General features: G+C 30.4%; 42 protein-coding genes and 1 other RNA gene. 20 read left to right on the forward strand and 23 right to left on the reverse strand.

Features of this window, described 5'->3' with window-relative positions:
• Positions 1–11: 11 nt before the first annotated feature.
• A complete protein-coding gene (locus tag JJ844_07195) occupies positions 12–830 on the forward strand; it encodes a TIGR04168 family protein (GenBank protein MBO6975459.1) in 819 nt (272 codons plus the stop codon).
• 19 nt (positions 831–849) lie between these two features.
• Here the strand turns inward: JJ844_07195 and JJ844_07200 are convergent, their stop codons facing one another.
• Entirely contained in the window at positions 850–1,647 is a 798-nt protein-coding gene (locus tag JJ844_07200; protein ID MBO6975460.1) for a TPM domain-containing protein, read from the reverse strand.
• A gap of 31 nt (positions 1,648–1,678) precedes the next feature.
• Between JJ844_07200 and JJ844_07205 the strand changes: the two genes are divergently transcribed.
• Positions 1,679–2,869: an SAM-dependent methyltransferase gene (locus JJ844_07205; GenBank protein MBO6975461.1), complete on the forward strand. Its 1,191-nt coding sequence runs from the start codon at positions 1,679–1,681 to the stop codon at positions 2,867–2,869.
• Here JJ844_07205 and JJ844_07210 read toward each other — a convergent pair.
• Positions 2,866–3,957 carry a 3-dehydroquinate synthase gene (locus JJ844_07210; protein ID MBO6975462.1) on the reverse strand — a complete coding sequence of 364 codons (1,092 nt, stop codon included), beginning with the start codon at positions 3,955–3,957 and terminating at the stop codon, positions 2,866–2,868. The genes JJ844_07205 and JJ844_07210 overlap by 4 nt on opposite strands.
• Positions 3,958–4,082: 125 nt before the next feature.
• On the opposite strand from JJ844_07210, the gene JJ844_07215 reads away from it, so the two are divergent.
• The 3 genes from JJ844_07215 to JJ844_07225 all read left to right on the forward strand — a co-directional run bounded on the left by JJ844_07215 (position 4,083) and on the right by JJ844_07225 (position 5,855).
• Positions 4,083–5,273 carry a 5-(carboxyamino)imidazole ribonucleotide synthase gene (locus tag JJ844_07215; protein ID MBO6975463.1) on the forward strand — a complete coding sequence of 397 codons (1,191 nt, stop codon included), beginning with the start codon at positions 4,083–4,085 and terminating at the stop codon, positions 5,271–5,273.
• Between the two features lie 17 nt (positions 5,274–5,290).
• Positions 5,291–5,475: non-coding RNA, 6S RNA (gene ssrS, locus JJ844_07220), on the forward strand.
• A gap of 131 nt (positions 5,476–5,606) precedes the next feature.
• A complete protein-coding gene (locus JJ844_07225) occupies positions 5,607–5,855 on the forward strand; it encodes a DUF1651 domain-containing protein (GenBank protein ID MBO6975464.1) in 249 nt (82 codons plus the stop codon).
• Between the two features lie 190 nt (positions 5,856–6,045).
• Here the strand turns inward: JJ844_07225 and JJ844_07230 are convergent, their stop codons facing one another.
• Positions 6,046–6,327, reverse strand: a complete 282-nt coding sequence (locus tag JJ844_07230) for a hypothetical protein (GenBank protein MBO6975465.1) — start codon at positions 6,325–6,327, stop codon at positions 6,046–6,048.
• Positions 6,328–6,629: 302 nt separating this feature from the next.
• Here JJ844_07230 and JJ844_07235 point away from each other — a divergent pair, with 302 nt between their 5' ends.
• From JJ844_07235 to JJ844_07245, 3 genes are read left to right on the forward strand one after another with little or no spacing between them, the layout of a single operon-like run.
• Positions 6,630–6,929: a DUF1651 domain-containing protein gene (locus JJ844_07235; GenBank protein ID MBO6975466.1), complete on the forward strand. Its 300-nt coding sequence runs from the start codon at positions 6,630–6,632 to the stop codon at positions 6,927–6,929.
• Complete coding sequence (locus tag JJ844_07240) at positions 6,926–7,066, forward strand: hypothetical protein (GenBank protein MBO6975467.1); 141 nt, start codon at positions 6,926–6,928, stop codon at positions 7,064–7,066. Before JJ844_07235 ends, JJ844_07240 begins: the two co-directional genes overlap by 4 nt.
• Entirely contained in the window at positions 7,056–7,208 is a 153-nt protein-coding gene (locus tag JJ844_07245; GenBank protein MBO6975468.1) for a hypothetical protein, read from the forward strand. Before JJ844_07240 ends, JJ844_07245 begins: the two co-directional genes overlap by 11 nt.
• 123 nt (positions 7,209–7,331) lie before the next feature.
• Here the strand turns inward: JJ844_07245 and JJ844_07250 are convergent, their stop codons facing one another.
• The 4 genes from JJ844_07250 to JJ844_07265 form a co-directional block, all read right to left on the reverse strand.
• Positions 7,332–8,081, reverse strand: a complete 750-nt coding sequence (locus tag JJ844_07250; GenBank protein ID MBO6975469.1) for an NAD-dependent DNA ligase — start codon at positions 8,079–8,081, stop codon at positions 7,332–7,334.
• Positions 8,082–8,288, reverse strand: a complete 207-nt coding sequence (locus JJ844_07255) for a hypothetical protein (GenBank protein MBO6975470.1) — start codon at positions 8,286–8,288, stop codon at positions 8,082–8,084.
• Positions 8,289–8,319: 31 nt separating this feature from the next.
• Entirely contained in the window at positions 8,320–8,577 is a 258-nt protein-coding gene (locus JJ844_07260) for a Notch domain-containing protein (protein MBO6975471.1), read from the reverse strand.
• A gap of 69 nt (positions 8,578–8,646) precedes the next feature.
• Positions 8,647–8,883, reverse strand: a complete 237-nt coding sequence (locus JJ844_07265; GenBank protein ID MBO6975472.1) for a hypothetical protein — start codon at positions 8,881–8,883, stop codon at positions 8,647–8,649.
• Positions 8,884–9,075: 192 nt separating this feature from the next.
• Here JJ844_07265 and JJ844_07270 point away from each other — a divergent pair, with 192 nt between their 5' ends.
• Both JJ844_07270 and JJ844_07275 read left to right on the forward strand, forming a co-directional pair.
• Positions 9,076–9,366, forward strand: a complete 291-nt coding sequence (locus JJ844_07270) for a DUF1651 domain-containing protein (protein MBO6975473.1) — start codon at positions 9,076–9,078, stop codon at positions 9,364–9,366.
• A gap of 2 nt (positions 9,367–9,368) precedes the next feature.
• Entirely contained in the window at positions 9,369–9,602 is a 234-nt protein-coding gene (locus tag JJ844_07275) for a hypothetical protein (protein ID MBO6975474.1), read from the forward strand.
• 496 nt (positions 9,603–10,098) lie between these two features.
• Here JJ844_07275 and JJ844_07280 read toward each other — a convergent pair whose 3' ends face one another.
• From JJ844_07280 to JJ844_07315, 8 genes are all read right to left on the reverse strand, one after another.
• Positions 10,099–10,281 carry a hypothetical protein gene (locus JJ844_07280; protein ID MBO6975475.1) on the reverse strand — a complete coding sequence of 61 codons (183 nt, stop codon included), beginning with the start codon at positions 10,279–10,281 and terminating at the stop codon, positions 10,099–10,101.
• Positions 10,282–10,287: 6 nt separating this feature from the next.
• Positions 10,288–10,485, reverse strand: coding sequence for a hypothetical protein (locus tag JJ844_07285; protein ID MBO6975476.1), 198 nt, complete (start codon positions 10,483–10,485; stop codon positions 10,288–10,290).
• Positions 10,486–10,584: 99 nt separating this feature from the next.
• A complete protein-coding gene (locus JJ844_07290; protein MBO6975477.1) occupies positions 10,585–10,839 on the reverse strand; it encodes a high light inducible protein in 255 nt (84 codons plus the stop codon).
• A 522-nt stretch (positions 10,840–11,361) separates the two neighbouring features.
• The gene (locus tag JJ844_07295; protein MBO6975478.1) at positions 11,362–11,535 is read right to left on the reverse strand and encodes a hypothetical protein; all 174 of its coding nucleotides are present in this window, start codon (positions 11,533–11,535) and stop codon (positions 11,362–11,364) included.
• 99 nt (positions 11,536–11,634) lie between these two features.
• Complete coding sequence (locus tag JJ844_07300) at positions 11,635–11,847, reverse strand: TIGR02450 family Trp-rich protein (GenBank protein MBO6975479.1); 213 nt, start codon at positions 11,845–11,847, stop codon at positions 11,635–11,637.
• A gap of 182 nt (positions 11,848–12,029) precedes the next feature.
• Positions 12,030–12,239 (reverse strand): hypothetical protein, encoded by a 210-nt coding sequence (locus JJ844_07305; protein ID MBO6975480.1) that lies wholly within the window; start codon positions 12,237–12,239, stop codon positions 12,030–12,032.
• A 10-nt stretch (positions 12,240–12,249) separates the two neighbouring features.
• Entirely contained in the window at positions 12,250–12,420 is a 171-nt protein-coding gene (locus JJ844_07310; GenBank protein MBO6975481.1) for a hypothetical protein, read from the reverse strand.
• Between the two features lie 63 nt (positions 12,421–12,483).
• Positions 12,484–12,690 (reverse strand): hypothetical protein, encoded by a 207-nt coding sequence (locus JJ844_07315; protein ID MBO6975482.1) that lies wholly within the window; start codon positions 12,688–12,690, stop codon positions 12,484–12,486.
• 173 nt (positions 12,691–12,863) lie between these two features.
• Between JJ844_07315 and JJ844_07320 the strand changes: the two genes are divergently transcribed.
• The gene (locus tag JJ844_07320) at positions 12,864–13,529 is read left to right on the forward strand and encodes an SDR family oxidoreductase (GenBank protein MBO6975483.1); all 666 of its coding nucleotides are present in this window, start codon (positions 12,864–12,866) and stop codon (positions 13,527–13,529) included.
• A gap of 101 nt (positions 13,530–13,630) precedes the next feature.
• Here JJ844_07320 and JJ844_07325 read toward each other — a convergent pair whose 3' ends face one another.
• The 4 genes from JJ844_07325 to JJ844_07340 form a co-directional block, all read right to left on the reverse strand.
• Complete coding sequence (locus tag JJ844_07325; GenBank protein ID MBO6975484.1) at positions 13,631–13,771, reverse strand: hypothetical protein; 141 nt, start codon at positions 13,769–13,771, stop codon at positions 13,631–13,633.
• Between the two features lie 291 nt (positions 13,772–14,062).
• Positions 14,063–14,317: a hypothetical protein gene (locus JJ844_07330; protein ID MBO6975485.1), complete on the reverse strand. Its 255-nt coding sequence runs from the start codon at positions 14,315–14,317 to the stop codon at positions 14,063–14,065.
• Complete coding sequence (locus JJ844_07335) at positions 14,317–14,544, reverse strand: hypothetical protein (GenBank protein ID MBO6975486.1); 228 nt, start codon at positions 14,542–14,544, stop codon at positions 14,317–14,319. Before JJ844_07335 ends, JJ844_07330 begins: the two co-directional genes overlap by 1 nt.
• 263 nt (positions 14,545–14,807) lie before the next feature.
• Positions 14,808–15,059 (reverse strand): molecular chaperone DnaJ, encoded by a 252-nt coding sequence (locus tag JJ844_07340; protein MBO6975487.1) that lies wholly within the window; start codon positions 15,057–15,059, stop codon positions 14,808–14,810.
• 947 nt (positions 15,060–16,006) lie between these two features.
• Between JJ844_07340 and JJ844_07345 the strand changes: the two genes are divergently transcribed.
• Positions 16,007–16,243, forward strand: coding sequence for a hypothetical protein (locus tag JJ844_07345; GenBank protein MBO6975488.1), 237 nt, complete (start codon positions 16,007–16,009; stop codon positions 16,241–16,243).
• A 21-nt stretch (positions 16,244–16,264) separates the two neighbouring features.
• Positions 16,265–16,507: a hypothetical protein gene (locus tag JJ844_07350; protein ID MBO6975489.1), complete on the forward strand. Its 243-nt coding sequence runs from the start codon at positions 16,265–16,267 to the stop codon at positions 16,505–16,507.
• 20 nt (positions 16,508–16,527) lie between these two features.
• On the opposite strand, the gene JJ844_07355 is transcribed toward JJ844_07350, so the two are convergent.
• Together JJ844_07355 and JJ844_07360 are read right to left on the reverse strand one after the other, a co-directional pair.
• On the reverse strand, positions 16,528–16,722 hold the full coding sequence (locus tag JJ844_07355) for a hypothetical protein (GenBank protein MBO6975490.1): 195 nt from the start codon (positions 16,720–16,722) through the stop codon (positions 16,528–16,530).
• Between the two features lie 95 nt (positions 16,723–16,817).
• Positions 16,818–17,129, reverse strand: coding sequence for a DUF3303 domain-containing protein (locus JJ844_07360; GenBank protein ID MBO6975491.1), 312 nt, complete (start codon positions 17,127–17,129; stop codon positions 16,818–16,820).
• Positions 17,130–17,412: 283 nt separating this feature from the next.
• On the opposite strand from JJ844_07360, the gene JJ844_07365 reads away from it, so the two are divergent.
• From JJ844_07365 to pstS, 7 genes are all read left to right on the forward strand, one after another.
• Positions 17,413–17,796 (forward strand): DUP family protein, encoded by a 384-nt coding sequence (locus JJ844_07365; protein ID MBO6975492.1) that lies wholly within the window; start codon positions 17,413–17,415, stop codon positions 17,794–17,796.
• Positions 17,797–17,892: 96 nt separating this feature from the next.
• Positions 17,893–18,030, forward strand: coding sequence for a hypothetical protein (locus JJ844_07370; protein MBO6975493.1), 138 nt, complete (start codon positions 17,893–17,895; stop codon positions 18,028–18,030).
• Between the two features lie 123 nt (positions 18,031–18,153).
• The gene (locus tag JJ844_07375; protein ID MBO6975494.1) at positions 18,154–18,507 is read left to right on the forward strand and encodes a DUF1499 domain-containing protein; all 354 of its coding nucleotides are present in this window, start codon (positions 18,154–18,156) and stop codon (positions 18,505–18,507) included.
• A 392-nt stretch (positions 18,508–18,899) separates the two neighbouring features.
• Entirely contained in the window at positions 18,900–19,955 is a 1,056-nt protein-coding gene (locus tag JJ844_07380; protein MBO6975495.1) for a potassium channel protein, read from the forward strand.
• Between the two features lie 54 nt (positions 19,956–20,009).
• Positions 20,010–20,363 (forward strand): c-type cytochrome, encoded by a 354-nt coding sequence (locus tag JJ844_07385; protein ID MBO6975496.1) that lies wholly within the window; start codon positions 20,010–20,012, stop codon positions 20,361–20,363.
• Complete coding sequence (locus tag JJ844_07390; GenBank protein MBO6975497.1) at positions 20,364–20,732, forward strand: hypothetical protein; 369 nt, start codon at positions 20,364–20,366, stop codon at positions 20,730–20,732.
• Between the two features lie 166 nt (positions 20,733–20,898).
• Positions 20,899–21,870 (forward strand): phosphate ABC transporter substrate-binding protein PstS, encoded by a 972-nt coding sequence (gene pstS / locus JJ844_07395; protein MBO6975498.1) that lies wholly within the window; start codon positions 20,899–20,901, stop codon positions 21,868–21,870.
• Here pstS and arsJ read toward each other — a convergent pair.
• Both arsJ and JJ844_07405 read right to left on the reverse strand, forming a co-directional pair.
• Positions 21,838–23,094 (reverse strand): organoarsenical effux MFS transporter ArsJ, encoded by a 1,257-nt coding sequence (arsJ, locus tag JJ844_07400; protein ID MBO6975499.1) that lies wholly within the window; start codon positions 23,092–23,094, stop codon positions 21,838–21,840. The two genes, pstS and arsJ, sit on opposite strands and share 33 nt — an antisense overlap.
• Before the next feature lie 5 nt (positions 23,095–23,099).
• Positions 23,100–24,128, reverse strand: a complete 1,029-nt coding sequence (locus JJ844_07405) for an ArsJ-associated glyceraldehyde-3-phosphate dehydrogenase (GenBank protein MBO6975500.1) — start codon at positions 24,126–24,128, stop codon at positions 23,100–23,102.
• Between the last annotated feature and the right edge of the window lie 77 nt (positions 24,129–24,205).

Below are 24,205 nucleotides of genomic sequence, written 5' to 3' on the forward strand. Positions count from 1 at the left end.
TAAAAATTGCTATTGTTGGTGACTGTCATGGTCAATGGTCTGAACTAGACTTGAAAGTTTTATCGATTATCAATCCAAATATTGTTTTATTTGTTGGTGATATTTCTGATGGGAGTGTCAAAATAATTAAAAAAATCAATGAGATCAAAATTCCTACTTTTGTGATTTTAGGAAATCATGATAGAGGGAAAGATTCCACAGGGGAAACTCTCTCAAAGCAGATACGTGTTCTTGGTGAAAAATATTGTGCATGGGATTTAAAAGTTTTTAATAATCAAATAAATTTATTGTCTGCTAGACCATGTAGTTCTGGCGGCGGCTATTATCTTTCCAAAGAAGTTAAAGGTGTTTATGGACCTATCACCGAACAAGATTCAATAAATAAAATTATCAAATGTTCGGAAAAGGCTTTAGAAGATATACCTTTAATAATTATGTCTCATGCTGGCCCCTCGGGTTTAGGCTCAGAACCTAAAAGCATTTGTGGGAAAGACTGGAAATTACCCTCATTAGATTGGGGAGATAGAGATTTGTCTGTGGCTATTTCTCAAATACAAAAGAAAAGAAAAGTTGATCTTGTAATTTTTGGTCATATGCACAACCGACTTAAAAGAAATCTTGGTTTAAGAGAAATGTTTAAAATTGATAGGAAAGGAACAATTTATTTCAATACTGCTTTGGTGCCAAGATATAAAACTGATGAAGATGGGAAATTACTAATTAACTTTTCATGGATTGAGTTTAAAAAAAAGGGATTAAGTCATGTTTCTCATCGATGGTATTCAGAGTCTGGTGAAATTCGTGAAGAAGATAAATTTTTTGAGGATTAGATATTTTTTTGTTTATATTTTAATTATTTTTGGGCTTTTCATATCTTGAAAATAATGTTTGAGACAAGATATAACCCGCAATTCCTGCAGCTGTAAAAGCTAAACCATTTTTAAATAAAGGTAATAAATCATTTGTTCTGGATATTATCGGTGCCAAACCAAAGATTCCAAATAACATTCCCCATAAAGGAGAAAGAAGAGCTAAAAATCCAATTGATATGATTTGACCTTCTTTTCTTGGAGCAGATGCAAAACCTGCTACTAAACCTCCAAGAATCGATGTACATAAAGTCCAGATATATTGCTCTTTGGGTAGGCCAGGGACAACTTGGCATCCTCCTCTTTCCAGGCAAATCTTTACTGAATCAATTGCATCTAATACTGCACCATCCTCACCGTGATCTTTAACATAGTATTGGTTGCCAAATCTTGTTTGAAGTTCAACCCAAAATAACCTTGGCATAAAATTAAAATAAGCCTCTCCGACGTTAAAGTTCAGCAAATTTCCCCCTCTAGGATCCGCAACTATCAACAAACTTGTCTCATCTAAATCCCAATAGTCCTTTATTGCACTACCAGGAGAACTTTCAAACTGAGATAAATATTTAATTTTCCAACCACTTTCAATTTCTAGATTATTGAGCTTTTCCTCTAAAGATTTTTTCTGATTAGGGCTTAATGTTTTAGCTAAATCAATTACTGGTGTTTTTTCTTCTGGTAAGAGATTTGGATTATTTATAGCGAAAACGGGTTTATGTGAAATTAAAACTAATATAGATAGAAATATTCCTAATAAATAGTTAATCTTTGAAGGCATAAATAAGTTCTTTCTTTTTATATTTTCGCTGATGAATAGCTTACCCGCGAATAATCCAGATTGGTTAGTAAAAAAAATAATAAAAATGGGTGGGACTATAAGTTTTTATGATTTTATGAATTTCGCATTAAACGATCCTATTAATGGTTATTACGGCAGCGGTAAAGCTGAGTTAGGCGTTCGAGGAGATTTTGTCACATCACCCTCTTTATCTGATGATTTTGCTTTTTTGGTTGGTAAACAAATAGAAGATTGGTTGATTCAGTTCAAAAATAGTTTTTTATCTAATCAGAAATTAGCTGTAATTGAATTTGGAGCAGGAGATGGAAGCTTTATGAGTGGATTAATTAAATATTTTTTAGAAAATAACAAGAATTTTTTGGAAGGAGTTTCTTTTGTAGTTATTGAACCTAATGAAGGGATGGTAGAAAAACAAAAAAATAAATTGAAGGGATTTTTAAACCTAGGTATTGATATTTTATGGAAACGTTTGGAAGAAGTAGAAGAAAATAATATAAATGGAATAGTTCTTGCAAATGAGGTTTTAGATGCTTTGCCAGTAGAAAGAATAACCTTTTCAAAAGGAAAATTACTACGACAAGTAGTTTCTATAGACAAAAAATCTCATAAATTATTTTTTGATGAAATGCCAATTACAAGTGAATTGGAAAAAAGTATTGCACTTGCTAAAAGTGAGTTGGGAATCACTATTCCGCCTGAAGATGCTATTGAAGGATGGACGACAGAATGGCATATAGATAACTCAAAATGGTTAAAAGCTATTTATGGAAAAATTAATAATGGTATTTTATTGATAATTGATTACGCTAAAGAAGCTAAAAAATACTACACCTCTAAGAATTCTGATGGTACTATAGTTTCTTATGAAAATCAAAAAATGAAGAATGATGTCTTGGATTCTCCTGGGAATTGCGATTTAACATCTCATGTGTGCATAGAAACTTTAATTAATGATGCTGAGACTCTTGGATTTGATACTGTTGGGATAACTAAACAAGGAGAGGCTTTGTTGGCACTTGGATTGGCAGAGAGACTTTACGGGATTCAGAAAGAATTTAAGGAGGATTTATCAAATGCCCTTTTAAGAAGAGAGGCATTACTCAGACTCGTTGATCCTGTTTGTTTAGGTGATTTTAAGTGGTTTGTCTTTAAAAAGCTTAATGAGAAGAAAATGAATATAAATTCAACCTGTTTGCGTTAAGAAAAAAACTTTAAAAATAATGAATCTTCTACGTCATCATATATATCAACAGCACCAATTTCTTTCGGTAATATAAATCTCATTTTGCCATCACGAACTTTCTTGTCGCCCATAAGTATTGTTAGGACCTCTTCGTTATTTATTTTAGGGATCTCGGTAGGAAGATCGTAACTCTTCAAAAGATTCCTCTGTCTCTCTAATTCTTCTTTAGACCATAACCCTTTCTCAATTGCTATTTTCCCCGCAATATTCATACCAATTGATATTGCCTCACCATGTAGAAATTTGCCGTATCCACATAAATTTTCAATAACGTGACCAAAAGAATGACCATAATTCAATATTGCTCTAACACCATTTTCATGTTCGTCTTGCGAAACAATATGAGACTTTGTTTTTATTGAACTATCAATTATTTTAATTAGATATTCATTCTCGAGATTTATAAGCTCATTCTTGTTTTTTTCAATTTCTAAGTATTCGAAAAGTTTTTTATCTCTTATTACTCCGTATTTTATTACTTCGGCCATGCCGGCACTAAATTCTCTTTTGGGCAAACTTTTCAAAGTTTCTGGATCAATAAAAACTGCTTTAGGTTGATTGAACGCTCCAATTAAATTCTTACCTTTTGGATGATTTACTCCTGTTTTACCTCCCACAGATGAATCAACCATTGATAATAATGTTGTTGGAATCTGAATATATTCGATGCCTCTCAGCCAAGTCGCAGCTGCGAAACCACTTACATCTCCAACAATTCCTCCTCCAAGGGCAATAATTATTGAATTTCTATCTAAGCCAAATTCAAATGCCACATCATATATTTCACTTAAGGTTTTTAAGTTTTTATATGATTCTCCAGCCTTGATAAGGAATATTTTGGCCTGAAATTTATTATCTTTTAAATTATTTAAAAATTTTTCTCCATACAAATTTGATATTTCTTCATTTGAAATCACAAGTATTTTTCTATTCTTTGTTATTCCAATTTTTAAAAGTTCTTCGCTAATATTATTCAGTATCCCTGCTTCTAGAGTTACTTCGTATGACTTATCACCTAATGGGACTAATATTTTTCTCTTATTCACAATTGATTACCTAGTTAAAATTTAAAAATATTTGGTATTAAATACTTTATATATTAGCAAAATCTAAGCTCAAGATCCTTAAAAATTCAGTTGTTAAGAATTAGAAATGGTAATAAAATCATGCTATGAGTTTTAAAAAAAATATAAAAGATATTAAGAAAAATTATTCCCTAGGAATAATTGGAGGTGGTCAACTGGCATTGATGTTAACCGAGGCAGCAAAAAAAAGAGATTTAGAAGTATGTGTGCAAACAAAATCTTGTGATGATCCTGCTGGTTCAAAAGCAGATCATGTCATACAAGCTGATCCTTTAAAGATAAGAGGTAATAAATCATTAATTAATGAGTGTGAAAAAATAATTTTTGAAAATGAATGGATAAAAATTGATAAATTAAATTTAATTGACAATAAAGATATTTTTGTTCCAAGCCTTAATGCAATTAAGCCATTAGTAGATAGGTTTTCTCAAAAAAAATTAATAGACAGAATGAATATTCCCTGCCCAAAATGGATAAGTATTGAAGATTTTAAAAATCTCTCGGAAGAGGAAATCAATAATTGGACTTTTCCTTTAATGGCAAAATCCAATAAAGGTGGATATGACGGTAAAGGGAACAAAAAAATAAAAACAAAAGAAGAGTTAGATTCTTTTTTAACAGATAATATTTCTAATGAATGGTTAATAGAAGAATGGATAGAGTATGAAAAAGAACTAGCTCTTGTTGGTTCGAGAGATAGGACTGGTAAGATAAGATTCTTTCCAATAGTTGAGACGTTCCAATCAAACCATGTATGTGATTGGGTTCTTGCACCTGGATCAAATGAATATGATTTGAACTTATTTGCAATAAATATTTTCTCTTCAATAGTCAATGAACTTAATTACGTTGGAGTTTTAGCTATTGAATTCTTTTATGGAGATAATGGTCTTTTAATTAATGAAATAGCTCCTAGAACACATAACTCAGCTCATTTCTCAATTGAAGCTTGCACTTCAAGTCAGTTTGATCAATATGTTTGCATTTCTTCTGAGATAATGCCACCTGAAATTAAAATGAACTGTGAAGGTGCAATTATGATAAATCTACTGGGGTTAAAAAAGAATTTCCCAATCTCAATGGAAACCAGAATTAAAATGTTATCTGAAATTGAGGGTTCTAATATTCATTGTTATGGCAAATCTCGCGAAATTCTGGGAAGAAAAATGGCTCACATCACATTTTTATTAAATGGTAAAACGCATTCAGAAAGATATGATGAAGCTCAAATTTTATTAACTATGGTAAGAGACATTTGGCCATCTCCAAATGCATAAAAAAATAAGTTAGAGTTAGAATACTGGATCTTTGGTTAAGTTCTTCTTTATGTGCTCTGATCTGACTCTCTTTCGACATGAGGAGACTGTCGTGATGCGGTAGTAAACCGATCTTGTAATCGGAAACGAAAGCCCACTTTGAATCCTCTTCTGGCTTTTCCAGGTCGATGCAGCAGAGAACTGACGGGGATCCGGTGTTACCTATCAAACTCCTTTTTATCAAAGGCTTTTGGTAGGTATTTTTTTTCTCATAATTTGTGGTGCATTACCAGCGTGCAGGACCAAATTGAAGTACCAAATGCAGGAACTTTTTAGTAATCTTTAACAACATTAATGGAAGAATTTACTTTGATAAATAAGCAAAGAAATCGAATAAAAGTATTTAAACCATTTGAGGATATTTCCATACCATCTCCTTCAATAGATGCGATGATGGTTAGTTATGGCTGTGTATATAAAAGGAGTAGTAAACCAGTAATGAAGGGTTCAAGAGTTGAAACTGTTGAAGCAGCTAGAGAAGAATATGAAAAATTATTAGAAGAGGGCTGGAAGAAAACTTCTATATTCAATAGCTATTTTTAGTAATTAATTAATTTTCTTTTTCCATCTCTTGTTTCTACTCTATTTATTCTTAACCCTATAAAAGCAGCCCAAATAACTGCAAATAAAATTGGTAAAAAAATGATAGCAAGTTTCATCATTGTTTTAATCCTGTTATTTGCTCAAAAGAATAACCTCTAAATTAATAGGAAAAAATAGGTACTTTATCTAATTAAGCAGCATCATATTCATCCCAATCTTCAAGCTCTCTCACAAATCTTTTATCTAATAAGTAATTGTCTATAAGCTCTGCTGCCATCACTATCTCAGCAGCATTTTTAGATAGTTCTTGTGGATCTTTGTCTAATAAGTAATTGTCTATAAGCTCTAGATTGTACTCGTTTTCTTTAATTGGTTTATCGCTTTCTAGTAGCTTTCTTATTTGTGTGAATACAAGCTCTTGATCGTATCCACTTTCTCTAATTTCTTTCAACATTTCGTCTGGAATTTGCATAATCGTCAACCCCTATGTGAAAGTTTTTTAGAGCAAATTAGAGCCTATATACTCATACTTACGAAAAAATAAGGAAAAAGCAAGAAAAGAATATAAGCAGTTGTTGGAGGAGGGGTCGAGCAACAAAGACATTTGGGCTTTGGTGGCTTGGAACTCTTGAGCAGATTAAAAGAGGTAGATGATCATATCATTTCTTATTCATCAAATTTATTTTTGATGAGTGTAAATAATTTGTTTGCCAAAATACTTGACGATCCATTTCTAATGTATTTATATTAATAGTACACATGTATTACTAAGTAATGACTTTAGGAGGAGCTAATGTTTGGACTAATTTTTCTTACGGTTATCGTAATGAGTCCCCAAGTGGTTGGTTGCTTAGCCCAGACCGCAGCAGATTAATTTTATTCATAAGGAATAAAAAATCTCCAAGAAATAGTATGAGAATTTTTGCTCATACATATTATGCAAATGATCTTGGTGAGCCAATGGCAATTAAATCATCCACTCAAATGTATTTGGATAATGCTTGGGATAAATGGCATGACCTTCAATTAGAGGGTTGGACTTTTGAAGAACTTGAATTACCTGAATCTGTATGACTAACTTAAATCCAATCAAAAAGAAATTATCAAAAGTAGATAGAAAGATATCTATGCAAGACTCATCAAAATTATTAGCAGAATTTTTTAATGGTGTTGTCATTGAACTTGATGAAGAATATAAATATGACTCATAAAGAATTGATAGATCAAGTTTCCGCAAATTTATTTAAACAAAGTGGAAAGTTAGAAAGCAGAAGATCTTGGTTGGCAATGAGAAATTATCTTGAACAATTAGATATCGAACAACTTAAATCCATGCTTAAGGACCACGGATGATTTAAAAACTTTATTTAGTTTTTATTTTTTTCTTAATTCTCAGAAAACCGTAAGTTGCAAAGCCAACCAAAAACATATCCAAGTAGATATGCCAAGTAGGAAAAATCTGGTGTATTAATTCCATTAACGTTTTATTGCCACTTGCCAATAAGGATAATCTAAATTTGATTTTTCTCTAATCAATTGTAATTTTCTAGAATTTATTTTTACTACTATTCCATCTGTTGGATATTTACTAAAAAGCTTCCCTTCTAGCCATTGTTTTCTAAATACTTCAACTTGGGTCGTAAAGTTGCATGAAATATCCTGAGGGATCGTGAAGCCAAGCTTTGAAAGACTCCTTTTGGACTCATATTGGTTAAGTGTTGAATTAAGTATTTGAAATGCGCAGAAGCTAAGACTTTCAGAAAATCCTTCTTTAGCTCTTAGAAATCCAGAAGCGATTCTCTGGGAGATATTTGGACTTTGGTTGGGTGCATATAATTCACCTCTAACTTGAAGAACTCCTCGTAAAGGGAGCTTATTGGGAATATCTTGGACTTTAATAAGTTTACTAGTAACGTCTGCTCCTTTTCTTGAAATTGCTTTCTCCAAGGTTCCATCCCTATATTGCAAAGCAACAGCACAACCATCAATTTTTGGTTCAATTAATAATCTGGTATCTACCAATAATCCTTTCAAAAATTCATCTATTGAATCCTTTTGTAATGAAGGTAAAACTAGTTTATTTTTCTTTTTAAAGTAATCACAATTAGGGTTTGTTCTTAATAAATTTTTTTCAAGTTGGTCAAACTGCTTATCAGATATTAAAGCATTACCATTTCTATAATTATCGTCATACCATTCAATTCGTTCTTCTAAATAAGTCTTCATTTAATACGATGGTTTAAGTTTTTGGTCAGATATCCAACTTGGTTTATCTATAATCCATTTTTCTCTATCTTCATATTTAACAGTCCATAAAAGAAATGAAGAAATTTCTTTTAGAGTTATGCCAATCAAATATCTTGTTTTTGGACTTATTGATATAAATCCAAATAATAATATTAATAAAATAAGTTTAAACATACCTTTAATCATTTAAAAACTCAGCGTAATTTTTGCGAACTTTTTAATTAATGCAATTCTTATAACCTTCAATCTTTGCTAGTTCATCAATATTCAAACCTGTTTCTTCCAGCAAAGTTTCTCCTATATCGTCCTTATTAAATTTTGTTAAAGCTCCTTTTGTAGAGTACTTAATACATTGGTTTTTGTATTTTGCTTCTTTAACAACAGGAGATAAATAAAAACCAAACAAGATGATAAAAGCCCCATAGGTTACAACTTTTCTATGGTTTTTCCACCATTCATAAAATTTATTGGACACGAAAAATAAATGACTATTTTCTATTTTAAATTGATTGTCAACAAATTACTTTAGAAATTTAAGGATTGGTTAATTTATTGTTTTTTCATTAATAGATTTAACCCAAGAATAATATCTTGATTTTCTAATCCTTTGCTCTCTCGAGACTAATCTATCCGCAGATTCTAGGGGTGATTCTCCTTTCTCAACTTTTGTTGTAATAGAAATACCAAAACCTATTGCTTCAATTTTTGCAATGCCACCCTCTAAAAAAAATAAAAAAGTCCAACCTTTGTTCCATCCTAAATAGAAGGGATTTCGATACATTGCATTCTTTTGGAGATACTCTTTAAATAATATTTTCATTTTCACGGAGTTACTTGTATTCACTATTACCAAATAAGAAGTTTACGACTGATTATTTCTGGAAAGTAATTTTAGTATTTAAATAATTACTAGAGGAATACTTGACGCCTACGAGTAGTACATTTATATTAATAGTACAACTGTATTATCCTCATGACTTCAGGAGTCGCTAATGTTCGGACTTATTTTTATCGTGGCAGCTTTATTGACCCCCCAACTGGCTGGTTGTTTAACAAAAAAAGTGGTTTATTAATTTTTTTTGAGAGTTATAAGAAATCTGTATCTAATAACTTAAAAGTATATACTCATCTTTTCTACGCAAATGAATTAGGTGAACCAGCCCAAATTAAAAATTCAAGACTTCATTCTATTGAGTGTGCTTGTGAAACATGGAATGAATTAATTTCAGGAGGTTGGCAAATTGTTACTAATAAATTCCAGTAATCATGATCAAGGTAAATCCTTCAAAATGGGAATATCTAAAAGAATCTACCCTAAAACGAAAACGAACAAAGATTTGTATTACTTGCAATCACTTTCGCTACAGCACCACAGAAACTTTTGCTACTATCTTGATCTGTCCAAAATACGAAAAACGCATACCTCAGGGTGATCATTTACTTAAAGGCTGTGAGTATTGGCAAAAAAATAGGACGATATTTTCTCCTGAAGCATCTTAATTATTCTCTTATTAAACTTCTTTAGGTAGAGATATTTAATTATGTAAACAAAGCATTATTTTATACAACTTAAAAAATTCTTTTTAAGTAATTTTGAAGCATGATTCAATTCTACTTTTCCATATTTTTATTAGTTGTGCTTACATTTTTTGCACTTTTATTAGATGCACCAGAATTGGCATCTTTAATTCAAACATTTTAGAAAATAATAAATCAGCATTTTTACTGATTTACTTTCTTAATAAGTAAGGCGTAGGTTTAATTTGTTGAATAGGAGGGATCTAATGATTGACAGTCCACCAGAGGAGTTAGATTATAAAATTTAAATCTAGATAAAACTAATGCTAAATCTGGAATGAATCTTCTATTCGAGATTCATTCCTTTTTAATTTCTTTCTAAAAAATGTAAATTATAAATATTAAATTTTAAAAGTAAAAAATCTCTTCATATTAAAATGATTTGAGGCCTAAGTCTCTTCTTAGATAGTGGCTAACTTTACCTGAATCCAAAACCAGTTTTTTGATCTTCTTTTTCTTCCCATTCACTAATTATTAGTTTTAGTAAACTTTTAAGTTCTGAATTCGAAGCATCAGTATCTTTTTGAAGATTTATACAAATGTTTTTTATTTCCTCAAGAGCATTATCAATTAAGATTGTTTTTTGATCTGGATTAGCCATAGAATTTTAAAATGCTCCATTACAGTTGAACCCACTGCAGTTAATAATCCTAAAAATATTCATTACAAAGTTGTGGAATCTTTCATCATAAAAAAATGCCCAGGTTGTAAATATAGCAAAACCAGAGACAGCAAAAGCAGCATATTGAAGCCAATGTATTCCATAGCTATCCAATCCATTTTTATCAAAATCAGAATTACTCAATTGCTTTTTTACTTATAATAAAAATTTTTTTTTAAAAAGGAGAGTTTGTTTTGAACGAGAGATTTATTTTTTTCTATAAGACCTAAATGTATTGATAATTTAAATAAAACCAGGTATTATCCACCCAAAAAAACCGTAGTTTATTATCAAAGCTAAAAAGCCAATCATAGCTAATCTCCCATTTGTTATTTCGGCATTCTTCCAAAATTTTCCCATGTAGTTTTTATTTTTTTTCGAATTTTTATCTATCAAATAATTTGGTTCTAAAGGTTCCTGCAACCTTTTTATGGCGTATAAAGAGAATTGAATTGTAATTGCGATAATAACAACTATAAAACTAGTAAGTGCATCCATTTTTAGATTCCATATGTGATCAATTAGTAAGCCAAAAAGTAAATGACATTTGTATGTATCAAACATTCCTCATTTCTGCTTAATTGACAGAGGAAAACTTAACTTGAATTATTAATTAATGTAACATATTTAAAAAAAATTAGTATGAATTCTTACTTTTTCTTTGGATTTCACATTTTTAAGGACTTAACTGTTACATTTATGTGTCATTAATACCCTGAGACTAGTCTTAATTAAATTACAGAATAAGCTTCAGTTTTAAATTTAAATCAGATAAAATTTTGAAAAGTTTTAATAAGGAATATATTTTTAATGTTATTTATTTAAAATATTTTTAATAACTAGAAAATATTATTTTTGTTTGATTTCCGGAAGGTAGAATTTATTGCCTAATGTGTAACCAATTGACATCAGTACGAACCCAATAAGTTGAGGTAAATGAGAATTTGCTAGAGAGATTTTTTCAATCATTTCTCAATCCATAAATATTTATATTACAAAAAAATTTTAAATACTGTAAGTCTATTTTCTTTTTGATTCTTTAATCTCCCCGGATTTTTTTAGTGAATTAACAAGTCTTTCATTTTCTGTTTTTAAATTTTCTAATGCAGATTTTGTGAATTGTTCTTTGGCCTCAAATTTTGCTGAACTTATAACTTTTTTATTAGGGAGTTTTTTCTTCGGTTCTGACTTCATATTAAACAGCAATTTAAGAAATTTTAGAAGTTATTCTTTTTGAGTTAGGTATTATTTTTTACAGTTTTCTGGTTAATAATATTTGTTTACATAGTCAAATTAATCTTTATCTTTTGGGAGCCTTAACCATCCAGTAGTCCATTCTGATTTTAGTTTTGCCCATGAGATCCTTTTAATATCTTTTTTATTTTTGGTAGGAAAAATATCAACCCATCTATCTTCATTTTTCCCACCATAAGCATTAACTTGAAAATGCCTATTACCATTAATAGTTTTTGGTGCTGTCCAACACAAAGTAGGAGGCCATTTCATGAGAACTTTTTAAAAGTTAAAAAAACTAAAGGTTGCTTTGCCCAGTTAAAACTAAACCATAATATGCAATCGTACCAAGGATAAGTACGATTCCTAGTATTCTAATAATCATGATTTAATATTTTTAAATTCAAATTATATTAGAGAAATTTTATAAATTTGCGTTGAAGATTTAATATTTTCTAATTTTTCCTTTTTTTATTTCTAACTATGGAGTGGCAAGATTCAGGATGCCATTCATTCTGAATCTTGCCAATAAAATCATAAATAAATGAATCGGGACATCCAGTTTTTTTTTGAAGTTCTGAAAGTTCTTCTTTAATGAATTCATATACACTCGTTATTACTCCTAAATTTTCTTCTTGGGAGGGAGCCCATTTTTTATTCTTCATTAATATTTTTTTAATTGTTTTCCACAATATCGTAATAGGTTATGTCTCCATAATCAGCATCTGAACAACATAAATCTCCATATAGTTCCTCTAACAAATCGTAAGCATCTGAATACTTATCAAAACTTTGATCTGTTAATTCGTCATCTTTCCCATCAATTCTAATTATTTTGTAGGTCATATTTTACTTAGATGCAAAAGTATTTTTTTTTTCATTCATTAGATCATCTTATAAATAAAAATCTTATTTAGGAGTATTAGTTGGGTAAAGCTTCTGAATTTTATTTTTCTGAATTTCTATTTTTCTTCTTTCATATTTTTTTTCCATTATTTTTCTGATAAATAATTGTGGTATAAGCCAAACTAACGCAATAGCTATAGCCATGAAAGCAGGATTTCTCCATGTTAACCTAATAATCTCTTGTATAAATTCTTGATTGAAAATTTCCATACATTAAATTTTGATAATAAAAATATCTTTGCTTTCTTTTATAAATCTTTTAAATTTCATAACTCATCATAACCTTAAAAAATCTAATAAGGAGTTTTATAAATTTTTTCTTTTTCTAGTTCGTTTTCTTTTATATTTGGATTTAGATTAATTTTTTATTTTTTAGTTTAGAGATGTCGACTTATCTAATTACAGGATCTAATAGGGGTATTGGATTAGAACTATGTAGGCAAATTCATAAGAGGGGAGATAATGTAATTGCAACGTGTAGGAAAGCTTCAAAAGAACTTATAGATTTAGGAGTGAGAATTGAAGAGGATATAGAAATTTCTTCTGATGAGTCGATAACAAATTTGTGTAAAAAACTATCTGGAATTAATTTAGATTGCTTAATTCATAATGCAGGAATTTATGAATTTAATTCTTTCGAAAACTTAGATAAAAAAAGTATTTTGCGGCAATTTGAAGTTAATGCATTGAGCCCAATATGTATGACCCAATCACTTAAACACCTTTTAAAAAGATCTTCTAAAGTTGCTTTTATCACAAGTAGAATGGGATCTATTGAAGATAATTTATCTGGAAGTTCTTATGGTTACAGGATGTCTAAGGTAGCCTTGTCAATGGCAGCAAAATCACTTTCTATAGATTTATCAAGAGATGATATTTGTGTAGCTATTTTGCATCCTGGGTTAGTGTGTACAAGAATGACTGGTTTTACAAGAAATGGAATTAGTCCTGAAGAATCAGCAAATGGCCTTTTAAAACGTATTGATTCTTTAAATAAAAATAACTCGGGTACGTTTTGGCATGCCAACGGAGAAGTTTTGCCTTGGTAATATCTATATTTTTATTTTTAAGAGGTTTATATCGTTAATTTGTTAAAAAACTTTTAAGTTTTTAACGAATTTCTTTCCTCGTTTCATTCTTTTAGTTATGTTTAAAAAAACATTAGTAAAGGAGGTGATTCATTGTCGTATCTACCGAAAAATGCGGTTATCAAAGGGGCCGTGAATTCAATATCTTCATCACATTCATCGGTCTCTTTTTCTTTGATTAAGAAAAAAGGTTTTATAATCAATAGATTTATATAAATCAGTTACTTAATAATTTAAAGCTCTGCATCTCATGAAGTTGTAGAGCTTTTTTTATGAATTTGAATAGTATTTCAAAATTTACTCTATCTTTTTTGGCCGAAGTAAATTAAAGCTAAAAAAGATAAAGTGCTTACCAAAGCGATTAAGTACCACCCAGTTGAGGAGTTGCTAGTTACTTCGTTCATTTATTTTGATTTATCGGAGGAATTGATTATTTGAGTGAAAATCACAATTGATATCATTAAAAAAACTAAAAGGATGGAAGTTACGTTCATTTATAGAAAAATGCTAATTAACAAAAAGATTATTCCTAGAACTACCGTAACAATTGCTCCATCTACTAATAAGTCTTTCCATGTATAACTTTTAAGCATCCTTGTTTTATCTTCTTCACTCATAAGGTTCTTTAACCACGTCCAATCTAAAAGCTGTGTCAATGCAACAACAAAAATTAAATGACCAAACAAAATACCAATTAGATCAATTCTAGAAATATCTTTAGTGAGACTTGTAATAATAAAAAAGTCCATTAGCTTTTTTCTTGATTAGATAAGGCACCACCTTCTTCTTTGTATTTTTCCCAAGCTTCGCTTATTTTTGCTTTAGAGAAATTTTGTTTTCCCTCAGAGAATTTACTTTTGAGGGTTTTTAAACTATTAGTCAGTTCTTTTTTCGTTGGTTCATCAAGAAAGTTTGATGTTAATTTCCATAAATACCAGCTACTAGCTAGAAGGAGAATTAATCCGAGTAATTGCATATTAGTTTTTTACCATCCTACAACCTTTCAAATGGTTTCGATAATTTAGTTTATTTAATACCTGCAGAAATTTTTTTGATCTAAATAAAAATTAAAATTTTAACCAGTGAAAAAATATTCTATCCAGCAGCCATATAGTTAGACCTCCTTCCAGGAAAGCCAACCAATACATCCCATAATCAGAAAATCCCATTTGTTCTTTTACTGTTTTAATTAATTTTTTATGCGCTTGAATGAGATCTTTCATGAACAATCAAATTTTTTTAAACCTGTTGAATTTCTTTAATTAAAAAACCCTTCCCGTAGCAAGATAGACATGTTTTAGTCTCATCTAGTGAAATTCTTAGAAAACCTGCTCCATTACATCTAAAGCAATTTACTTTAGTGTTTGAATAGATTTTTGATTTAATTTTAGCAGCACGATTTAAGTAAAAAACAGTTTCTTTACGGCCGTTTGCTTTCACAGCTTTGTTTAAAAGCTTTTTATAATTGAATTTAAGTTCTTGGATATTCATCTTTTAAGGAAAATATCATGCAAATACAGGAAAAAAAGAACGTTTTAATAAATGAAAAATATGGATTTCCCGTTTATATTTCTAAACCTATCTCCTGCTGAGATTTGAATAATATAACTAGGATTTGTTTTATATGTTTGGTATAAAGAGTATTAATTTGTATATTTAATAGAAATTTTATATTTGATAAACTTAAGCTTTTTGTGTGATCATTAAGAAAGTATTATTTTCTCTCAGTAAGGAGGTTTTAGAATTTATTGCTTAAAAAAGTTTTTTAAGTTCTAGTAGATCATCCAGCCTTCTTGAGGTTTTTAACTAAAAAATCATTTTCATTAGTAAGAACTTCGAGCTTAGATTTTTCCAACTCTTTTTTGATTTCGGGATTTAAATCCTTTTTTGTCTCGTTTAAATTCATAGGATTAATACAGAAAATTATTTAAAGACATTCGAAATCATAGTGATCCCAAAAAAAAATTGTGGATAGTTTTTACTCTAAAGAAGATAATATTTTATTTTGCACATAGAAATTCAAATTAAATCAACATATTGTGGAAAACCCTGTTGAAAAACGCTTAAAAAGTGGATAACTCTTCGGGAGCATTCCCAAAACAAGCTTTTCTGGAAAAAATTTTAAGTATTAATACTTCATCAAAAAAAATAAAATATAGTTTAAAAAGTATCATAATCTGTTGTTATAACTGTGGGATCATTACTTTTAAAAAAAGATAAAATATCTATACCAGAAGCTCATGTTGATAAAAAATTAAACAAGTTTTTTCTTCATCATGTATCAAATTGAAAATTAAAGTGAAGAAAAATCAATCTAAACTTGAAATTTTTAATTTTTGTCATAGCTGATTAAAAATTGTTTAATTCGGTTTTCTCTATGGCAATACTTCCCAAACGCAAGATTAATCAAATAGGTTTGTATAAGTTAAATATTAAAAATGACAGAAGAAAAAAAGGATTCAAAAAAATGTTCTGGAAGGAAAAACATTATGTTTGCCTATGGTTTTATACAACTGGGTTCTAGTTTCGTATCGGCAATAGCTTTAGCTGCAATCGCTTTTGGATTCTGTTCAGTAAAAAAGGAATCTAAACTTTTTAATAAATGTGTTGCAGAAATAATTGAAGTTGGTGGCACCAATTCTGAGGCCGTAAGGTATTGCAATGGAGGCAATTAAAACCCCTCTCAGATTAATTAAATGGATTCAACTTGTGATTTGATTATTGATTCTTTAAAAGAAGAGCCAATTGGAGAAACTGATCATTTTATTTGGTTCATAACAGTTATTGGTATTGTTGCCCTATTTAAAAAAGATGAGAACTTTGAAACTTATAGTTTGAACGTCGAAATTGAGGCAAATAAAATTTCTTTGGATATAAGCAAGGAAGAAAAAGATTATCTCAAAATAAAAGAGAGACGACTTTTCTTGTTTTATTCATAATCAAGGATTTAGTTCTTGATTTAGTAGGATGGCTCGAGATTAAAGGCCGGCTCCATAATATTGTTTTCGCTAACTAATTCGTAGGTTAGCTCTTTATTTAGGGCATTTATATAAGATGTATAAAGTTTTCCCCAAACAAATTCAAATTCATCTTTACTTAAATTCTTGAAAAGAATTTCTCCTTTGAAGTAAATGTGATAAGAATCATTCATCATGGAAAATTAATCTTACCCTTTTTAACGCAGTGAAATATGTATGTAGTATTAGGTGCTACTAAAAAGAAATTTATATTTAGAAATTAGAAAAACTTTTAGACTATCCGTGTATTCATTTTTTGTTTTTTGAATAATCCGACTGTCTCATCAAGATCCATGCAAGGCTGAATACTAATATCCATTAACCTTCTCCAAGGATGCCATTGCTTCCAAATTGTCTCAAGAGAATCTGCACTTACTACAGAATGTCCAATCCCATTCTGAACCATAAAAATCCAAGAATGAACCTCATAGTTTTCAGGTCGGTTTTGGGGCCCACCTGATTCGTACCAATTAATTAGCATTTCTGCCCCTTCTTCTTGATCCTCGCCATCTGTAAATTCATAGGAAATCAAATACCTTTGCATATAGATTATTATTAAAATCTCTAAACTATTTTAACTCTAGATTTAGATATTGCCTCCCAATTTAATTAATGCTATGAAGTTTATAGAAGTTTTTGTTTTAAATGAACGAAAGATTTGGGAAAGTTAAGAAGAACATCTTAACTAATTTATCTTTTATAAATAAGACAATCTTGAAGTATTTTCAAAACCATGATCTGTTCGTATAGTTCAAGTTAAGAGATAAAATTTGATACTTTTTAAAATACCTTAAATTGGTTCCCATGTTTATGATTGGCAGACTTTAATGAAAAATAAAAAGGTTGGTAGTGATCCAATTGATAATTTAGAGTACGAAAAAGTTCTAGAAGAAGAAATAATTAATTCATACGAAAGTAAATTTCTGAAAGATACTCAAGCAGACAAAAAAAAGACCAAATTTTACAGACTTAAAAGAACTCCATTAGAAATACTAAATAGGACATTTTTCTTTTTCTTTATTGGAAGTTTTCTTTTCTCTTTGTTTTTAGCTTATTCAGAAAGTAAGTTATGGTTCATACTTTATGTAATAAGTGCATTGTCATGTGTTTTCTATACTCCTAATAGAAAAGCACTTAAAGAATTAATAGCAGCTTGGCCAAATATAGAGGATCTCATTAAAGGAAGGAGTTTGTGGAGAAAAGGCAAGTAAATAGATTATGAAACCATTAAATTCATTTAAAAAGTGGTTATTAAATATTCTTGTGCCATACATTGAGGGGACCAACAAGAAGAAAGAGGATAAAAAATGAGTTTAATAAAGGTTGGAATTATTGTTGAAATTTTTTTGTTTGTGGGAGTTTTTTTATGGGTTAGGAAACTAACTAGTAAAGAAGGTAGGCAACCATCTCTATCAAAAAAAACAATTAAAAATCTCAAATTTTAGAATTTTGATCACAAAATAAGGAATCTTTATAAAGAGAGCAAATTTATGGGAAAATTCTTTACTTTTTTCCTCTCACTTTGTGTATGAAATCAGTTAGAACATCTATATCGTTTTTTAAAAAATATGGTTTCCTCCATTCAAGGTCTTGCTCCAATAACTAATCCATTAAATAGTGTCTTAATAGAAAAGAAACTAATAAATGTTGATCAAAAGTTCATTCAACTTGTCTCTCTAGCAGAAGGATTACCTCGTACAGAAGTCATCGAAAGTGGAAGGAATTATTGGAGAGGTGTTTGTAGAAGCTTAATTTTTAGATTTCCTGATGACCTTGAAATTTTAAAGCTTGATGTAAGAAGTTATGTAGATAGATCAAAAGGAATCATTCAAATAAGATCTGCAGCAAGATTAGGTCAATCAGATTTAGGCGTTAATCTAAGAAGAGTGGAATACTTGTTTAATCAATTAGAGAAATTTTAATTAATCTGTTTTTTATAAATTTAAGGTTCTTTTTACTAAATAGTTGTGCTTTAATTCATAAGAATATTTGAATTGCCATGGTAAAGATAATCTTAGTTGGAATAATTGTCGCGCTTGTATATTCTCAACCTGACCTTCGTCTTACAGTAGCTGATTGGTTAAAAGCAGCTTCTGATTTTCTAATTGAATCGGTACAAGTAAAACCTTGAATTAATTTTTAATGAAGCATTAAATAAGACCTGAAACAGTAATCATTTGTTTAATGCATACAGCTACGAAAATAAATATTATTATTCTGCTTAATATGTATTTCACTTAAACAAATAAATAGTTTTAGGAACATAATAGAAAATTTTTTTGAAATTTTTGAATAGTTAACGATAATAAGGGATATGAAGCTTAGATTATTTGAGTTCTATTTTATTAAAGACTATTTAAGGCCTTGGTTTGGTCTTATTTATTCTTTATTCTTTCTGTTTTTCTTAGGCGCAATTGGCTATCGAATAACGGAGGGATGGGAATGGAGTGATTGCTTATGGATGGTTCTGATCACGATAACCACAATTGGTTTTGGAGAAGTTCAACCTTTAAGTCCTGAAGGCAGGATCGTAACTGTTTTAGTAATCGTTGGCGGATTGATCTTTATTCAATTTACCTTTCAAAAAGCTGTTAGATTATTCGAATCCGGCTATTTTCAAAGAGTAAACGAATTACGTTTTAAAAGACTTCTTAGAAAAATGGAAAATCATGTAATTTTGTGTGGATATGGGAGGGTAGGTCAGGAAATATCTAACCAAATAAAGACGCAAAATATTCCAATTATTGTGGTTGAGAGCGATGAAGATAGAAAAAAGATTGCTGAAGAAAATGGTTTAGAAGTTCTTTGTGCTGATGCAACTCTTGATGAGACGTTAAAACTGGCAGGATTAGAAAAATGCAAAAGTTTGGTTGTTACTTTGCCCAATGATGCTGCTAATTTATATGTGGTTTTAAGCGCTAAAGGGATAAGAAGTTCAATAAGAGTAATTGCAAGAGCAGGAACTGAAGAAGCTGCAAGTAAGTTGAGATTAGCCGGAGCAAGTATAGTTGTAAGCCCCTATATCGCAGCAGGAAGAGCAATGGCATCAATGGCTTTAAGACCAATAGCTATTGACTTCCTTGATCTTCTAGCAGGAAGTGAATGTGAAATTGAAGAATTTGAATTAAGTAATGATATTAGTCTTTTTGAAACAGCAAAGAAAAGATCACTTTCTGAACTTGGAATAGGAAAAAAAAGTGGGGCTAAAATTTTGGCTATAAAAGAGAACGAAAAATTATTTACCAACCCTGGAGGTAATTTCATACTTCAGCCAGGTCAGGTATTAATAGCATTTGGTAGTAAAGAACAATTAAATATTTTGAACGGTTTATTAGGAAATCTTGTTGTAGCAGTAGAGTTATTAAAGTAGATAGATTAAGATTCAGAATTAATTGCTAAGTTGATTGTGGGTGGAATAAACAAAATGAAAATATTTAAATTTCTATTTGTAATTCCTGTAATAACTTTAATAATTATTTTTCAAACCTCTTTGCATAATAGATATCTAATGGCTTCTGATATTAGAGATGGAGAAGCAATTTTTAGAAATGTATGCGCAGGCTGCCATGTAAAAGGTGGATCAGTTGTTCTTAAAGGATCTAAATCGTTAAGACTTTCCGACCTTGAAAAAAGAGGAATTGCAGATATAAATTCAATAACAAAAATTGCTAATAATGGGATTGGTTTTATGAAAGGTTATAAAAATAAATTGAAGGATGGAGAGGATAAGGTTCTTGCAGAATGGATTATTCAAAATGCAGAAAAGGGTTGGGAATAAATGAAAAGCGTATTTCTTGCATCGTTTTTATTTCTATTAGCTGAATTTTCTTTTGCTGAGGAATTAACTAATTACACAATTACATCTGATTCTCAAATAAATACTTTAGAAGGAGATTTAGAGGCTAAAGGAAATGTAGTCATTAAGAGTAATAGTGGTAACTTTGAGGCTTATTCGGACAAACTTTCTTTTGACAAGGATGATAAATCTCTAAAACTTATTGGGAATGTTTTTGTTAAAAATTTAGAGTCTGAGGGAATTGCAATTGAAGAAACATCTGGAGATGAGTTGACCATATTTACTGAAACAGGAATTTTTGAAATCAAATCTCAAAATAAAAACAGAGTAACAACAAAAATTAAATTCTAAATAAAGAGTCAATATTTAATTGAAATTTAAATTGCTAGCTGAGCTATTAAAATTGATATATCAAGAATTATTGATTATATCAAAATATTTTGATGTATTTCTTAACCTTTGCTTTTGGCTTTATGTTTGATGCTATAAATGAATTGTCTTCAACCATAACGATGTCATGAGCATTTTTAAGAAAGCTCTCATTATTTCTTCTGCTATCTCATTAGTTTTCTCTCCAGCAGCGATTGCTTCAAAAAGATTGAGCGGAGCTGGTGCTTCATTTCCCTCAAAAATTTATACCAGGTGGTTTTTTGACTTAGCTAAATCTGGAGGCCCAAGAGTTAATTATCAAGCAGTTGGTTCTGGGTCTGGCAGAAAGGCCTTTATAGATGAAACTGTAAATTTTGGTGCATCAGATGATCCTATGAAAGATTCTGATATAGAGAAAGTTACTAGAGGGCTTGTTCAAATACCTATGGTAGGAGGCACAATTGCATTCGGATATAACTATGACTGCGACTTGAAACTAACACAAGAACAAGCTGTTCAAGTTGCATTGGGAATGATAAAAAATTGGAAGGAATTAGGATGCAAGTCAGGTAAATTAACTTGGGCTCATCGTTCTGATGGTTCAGGTACTACTAAAGCTTTTACAAATTCTATGGAGGCTTTTTCTAAAACTTGGAACCTTGGTACTGGTAAATCTGTTAAATGGCCTGCAGGAGTAGGAGCTAAAGGCAATTCTGGTGTGGCCGGTGTTATACAAAATACTCCAGGTGCAATTGGTTATGTAAACCAGTCATACATTAAAGGTAATGTTAAGGCTGCTGCACTTCAAAATCTTTCTGGTGAATTCGTTACTCCCAATACTGAGTCAGGAGCAATAGCTTTAAATGGAATAAATCTTGATGAAAACTTGGCTGGTAAAAATCCGAATCCTACTGCTAAAGGAGCTTATCCAATAGCAACCTTGACTTGGATACTCGCTTATGAAAAAGGTAACGGCAGGAATACTAAGGCAATTCAAGATACGTTCTATAAATTGCTAAGTGATGAATACCAATCAAAAGCTCCTGCTTTAGGCTTCGTTCCTTTAAAAGGGGAAATTCTAAAAAAATCAATCGATGCTGTTGGAAGAATAGGAAGGTAATTTAGAACTAGTAAGCCATGCAATAAAAATCAAGGCAGTTGAAGCATATAAACAATATTGAAGACCAAGAGTGGCATTTCTGCCTAGCATAAATAATAAGCCAGATAGTAAGGTTCCTAACAATCTTCCAGCTGCATTAGCCATATAGTAATAACCAACATTTAAACTTACTTTTTCATTATCTGAATAAGCCAAAATTAAGTACGAATGAGTAGAAGAATTCATTGCAAAAATAAAGCCAAATATTATTAATCCAATTACAATTACAGGTCCTAATGATTTATCACCGTTTAAAGCTAAAGCAATAAATAATGGAATAACTGTCAAGATAAGTCCCCAAAATTGGACGGTTGTTTTTGTTGGGCTAGTTTTTTTTCTCCATACTTTTCTAAGTAATGGAGCTAATACTTGAAAAAATCCGTAGATTATTATCCATCCACCCAAGAAAAGACCAATTTTTAAATAATCCCATCCAAAAGAAATATCTAAAAACACAGGAAGTGCAACTACAAACCAGACATCTCTTGCTCCAAATAAGAAAAATCTAGCGCTTGAGAGAATATTTATACCTTGAGACTTGGAAAAAAGGTCTTTAAAAACAGGTTTTCTTTTCATTTTCCCTGAATCTTTAGGAAGACACAAAGTTAAAAAGAATGCGAGACACAGACCTAAACCCATTATTTCAACAGCATTATTAAAGCCTAATATCTTATATAAAAGTCCACCTAAGAAGAAACCAACCCCCTTAAGCGCATTTTTAGATCCTGTTAAAATTGAAACCCACTTAAATAATTGTTTTTGACTATTTTGATTATTTTCTTCTGAACTGGTAACTATTGATTTAACTGCACTTTTTGCACTCATTTTATTTAGATCTTTTGCTACCCCACTGAGCGCTTGAGCCAACATAACGTATGCGACGCTAAAGATTACTGGCCAATTATCTTTGACAGGAATCAACATGAAAAGAGCAATAATTTGCAGAATTGTTCCTATCCATAAAGTAAGCCTTAAACCATATCTTGCTCCTATCCAGCCACCATAAAGGTTTGTAATTATTCCAAAAAACTCATAGAAAAGAAAAAGTAAAGCAATTTGCAGGGTTGAATAACCTAGTGCATGAAAGTGGCCAACAACTAATATTCTTAATGCCCCATCAGTAAGCGTAAATGCCCAATAGTTCGCTGTGACGACACTATATTGTTGAAGACTAGATAATTTCATAAAAACTAAAATTTTTTTTCTTTTTCAATTACAAAAGAAGTCAAATCTGCAAGTCTGCAACTATATCCCCACTCATTGTCATACCAAGCATAAACCTTTAATAAATTTGAATTCACAACCATCGTTGATAGTCCATCTATTATGCAACTTCTAGAGTCATTTAAGTAATCTGCAGATACTAAAGGCTTCTCCTCATACCCAAGAATTCCTTTTAAGTATGTTTCTGATGCTTTTTTAAAAGCATTATTTACTTGCTTTTCAGTTACTTCATTATTCAATTCAAAAACTGCATCGGTTAAAGAGGCGTTTAAAAGAGGAACCCTTACTGCATGTCCATTTAGTTTGCCTTTTAGTTCAGGAAAAATTTCGGCAATTGCTTTGGCCGATCCAGTCGTAGTTGGAATTAAGCTTTGTATGCATCCTCTTGCTCTTCTTAAGTCACCTTTGTATAAATCTACTGGAACTTGCGTATTTGTAACATCATGAATAGTTGTAATAGCTCCATGTTTAATTGAAAAATTTTCATTAACAACTTTTACGATGGGAGCTAAGCAATTAGTAGTACATGATGCTGCGGTAATTAACTTATGTTTATCAGCTTTATAAAGGGAATGATTAATTCCATAAACAATATTAAGTGCTTGTTCACTTCCCACAATGCCTTTGACAGGGCAGGCAACAATGACTTTTTTTACTCCAAGAGAATCAAAATATGAATTTAAGTCTTGTGGAGTTTTGTTTTTCCCCGTGCATTCCAAAATAAGATCAACCGAAGATTTATCCCATGGAACATCAAGATAGTCCTTTTTTGATGTAAAGGAAATTTTTTTTCCTTCAATTATTATTTCGTCTTTATTCGAAATAATATTTTTATTCCATCTGCCATGAATAGAATCAAATTCTAATAAGTGAGATGCGGCTAAGGAATCTCCTCCTGTTTCATTTATATGAGTTATTTCTATATCTTTCCTTTGCCACAAGATTCTTAAAGCCAGCCTCCCAATTCGCCCAAATCCGTTAATTCCAATTTTCATGAAACATCTTAAACCTGACTAATTATATATCAAAAATATTTGATATATCAATAATGTTTGATATGTGAAATTATATT

The sequence above is a fragment of the Prochlorococcus marinus CUG1435 genome, from assembly GCA_017644375.1.
GTDB classification, from domain to species: domain Bacteria; phylum Cyanobacteriota; class Cyanobacteriia; order PCC-6307; family Cyanobiaceae; genus Prochlorococcus_A; species Prochlorococcus_A marinus_AH.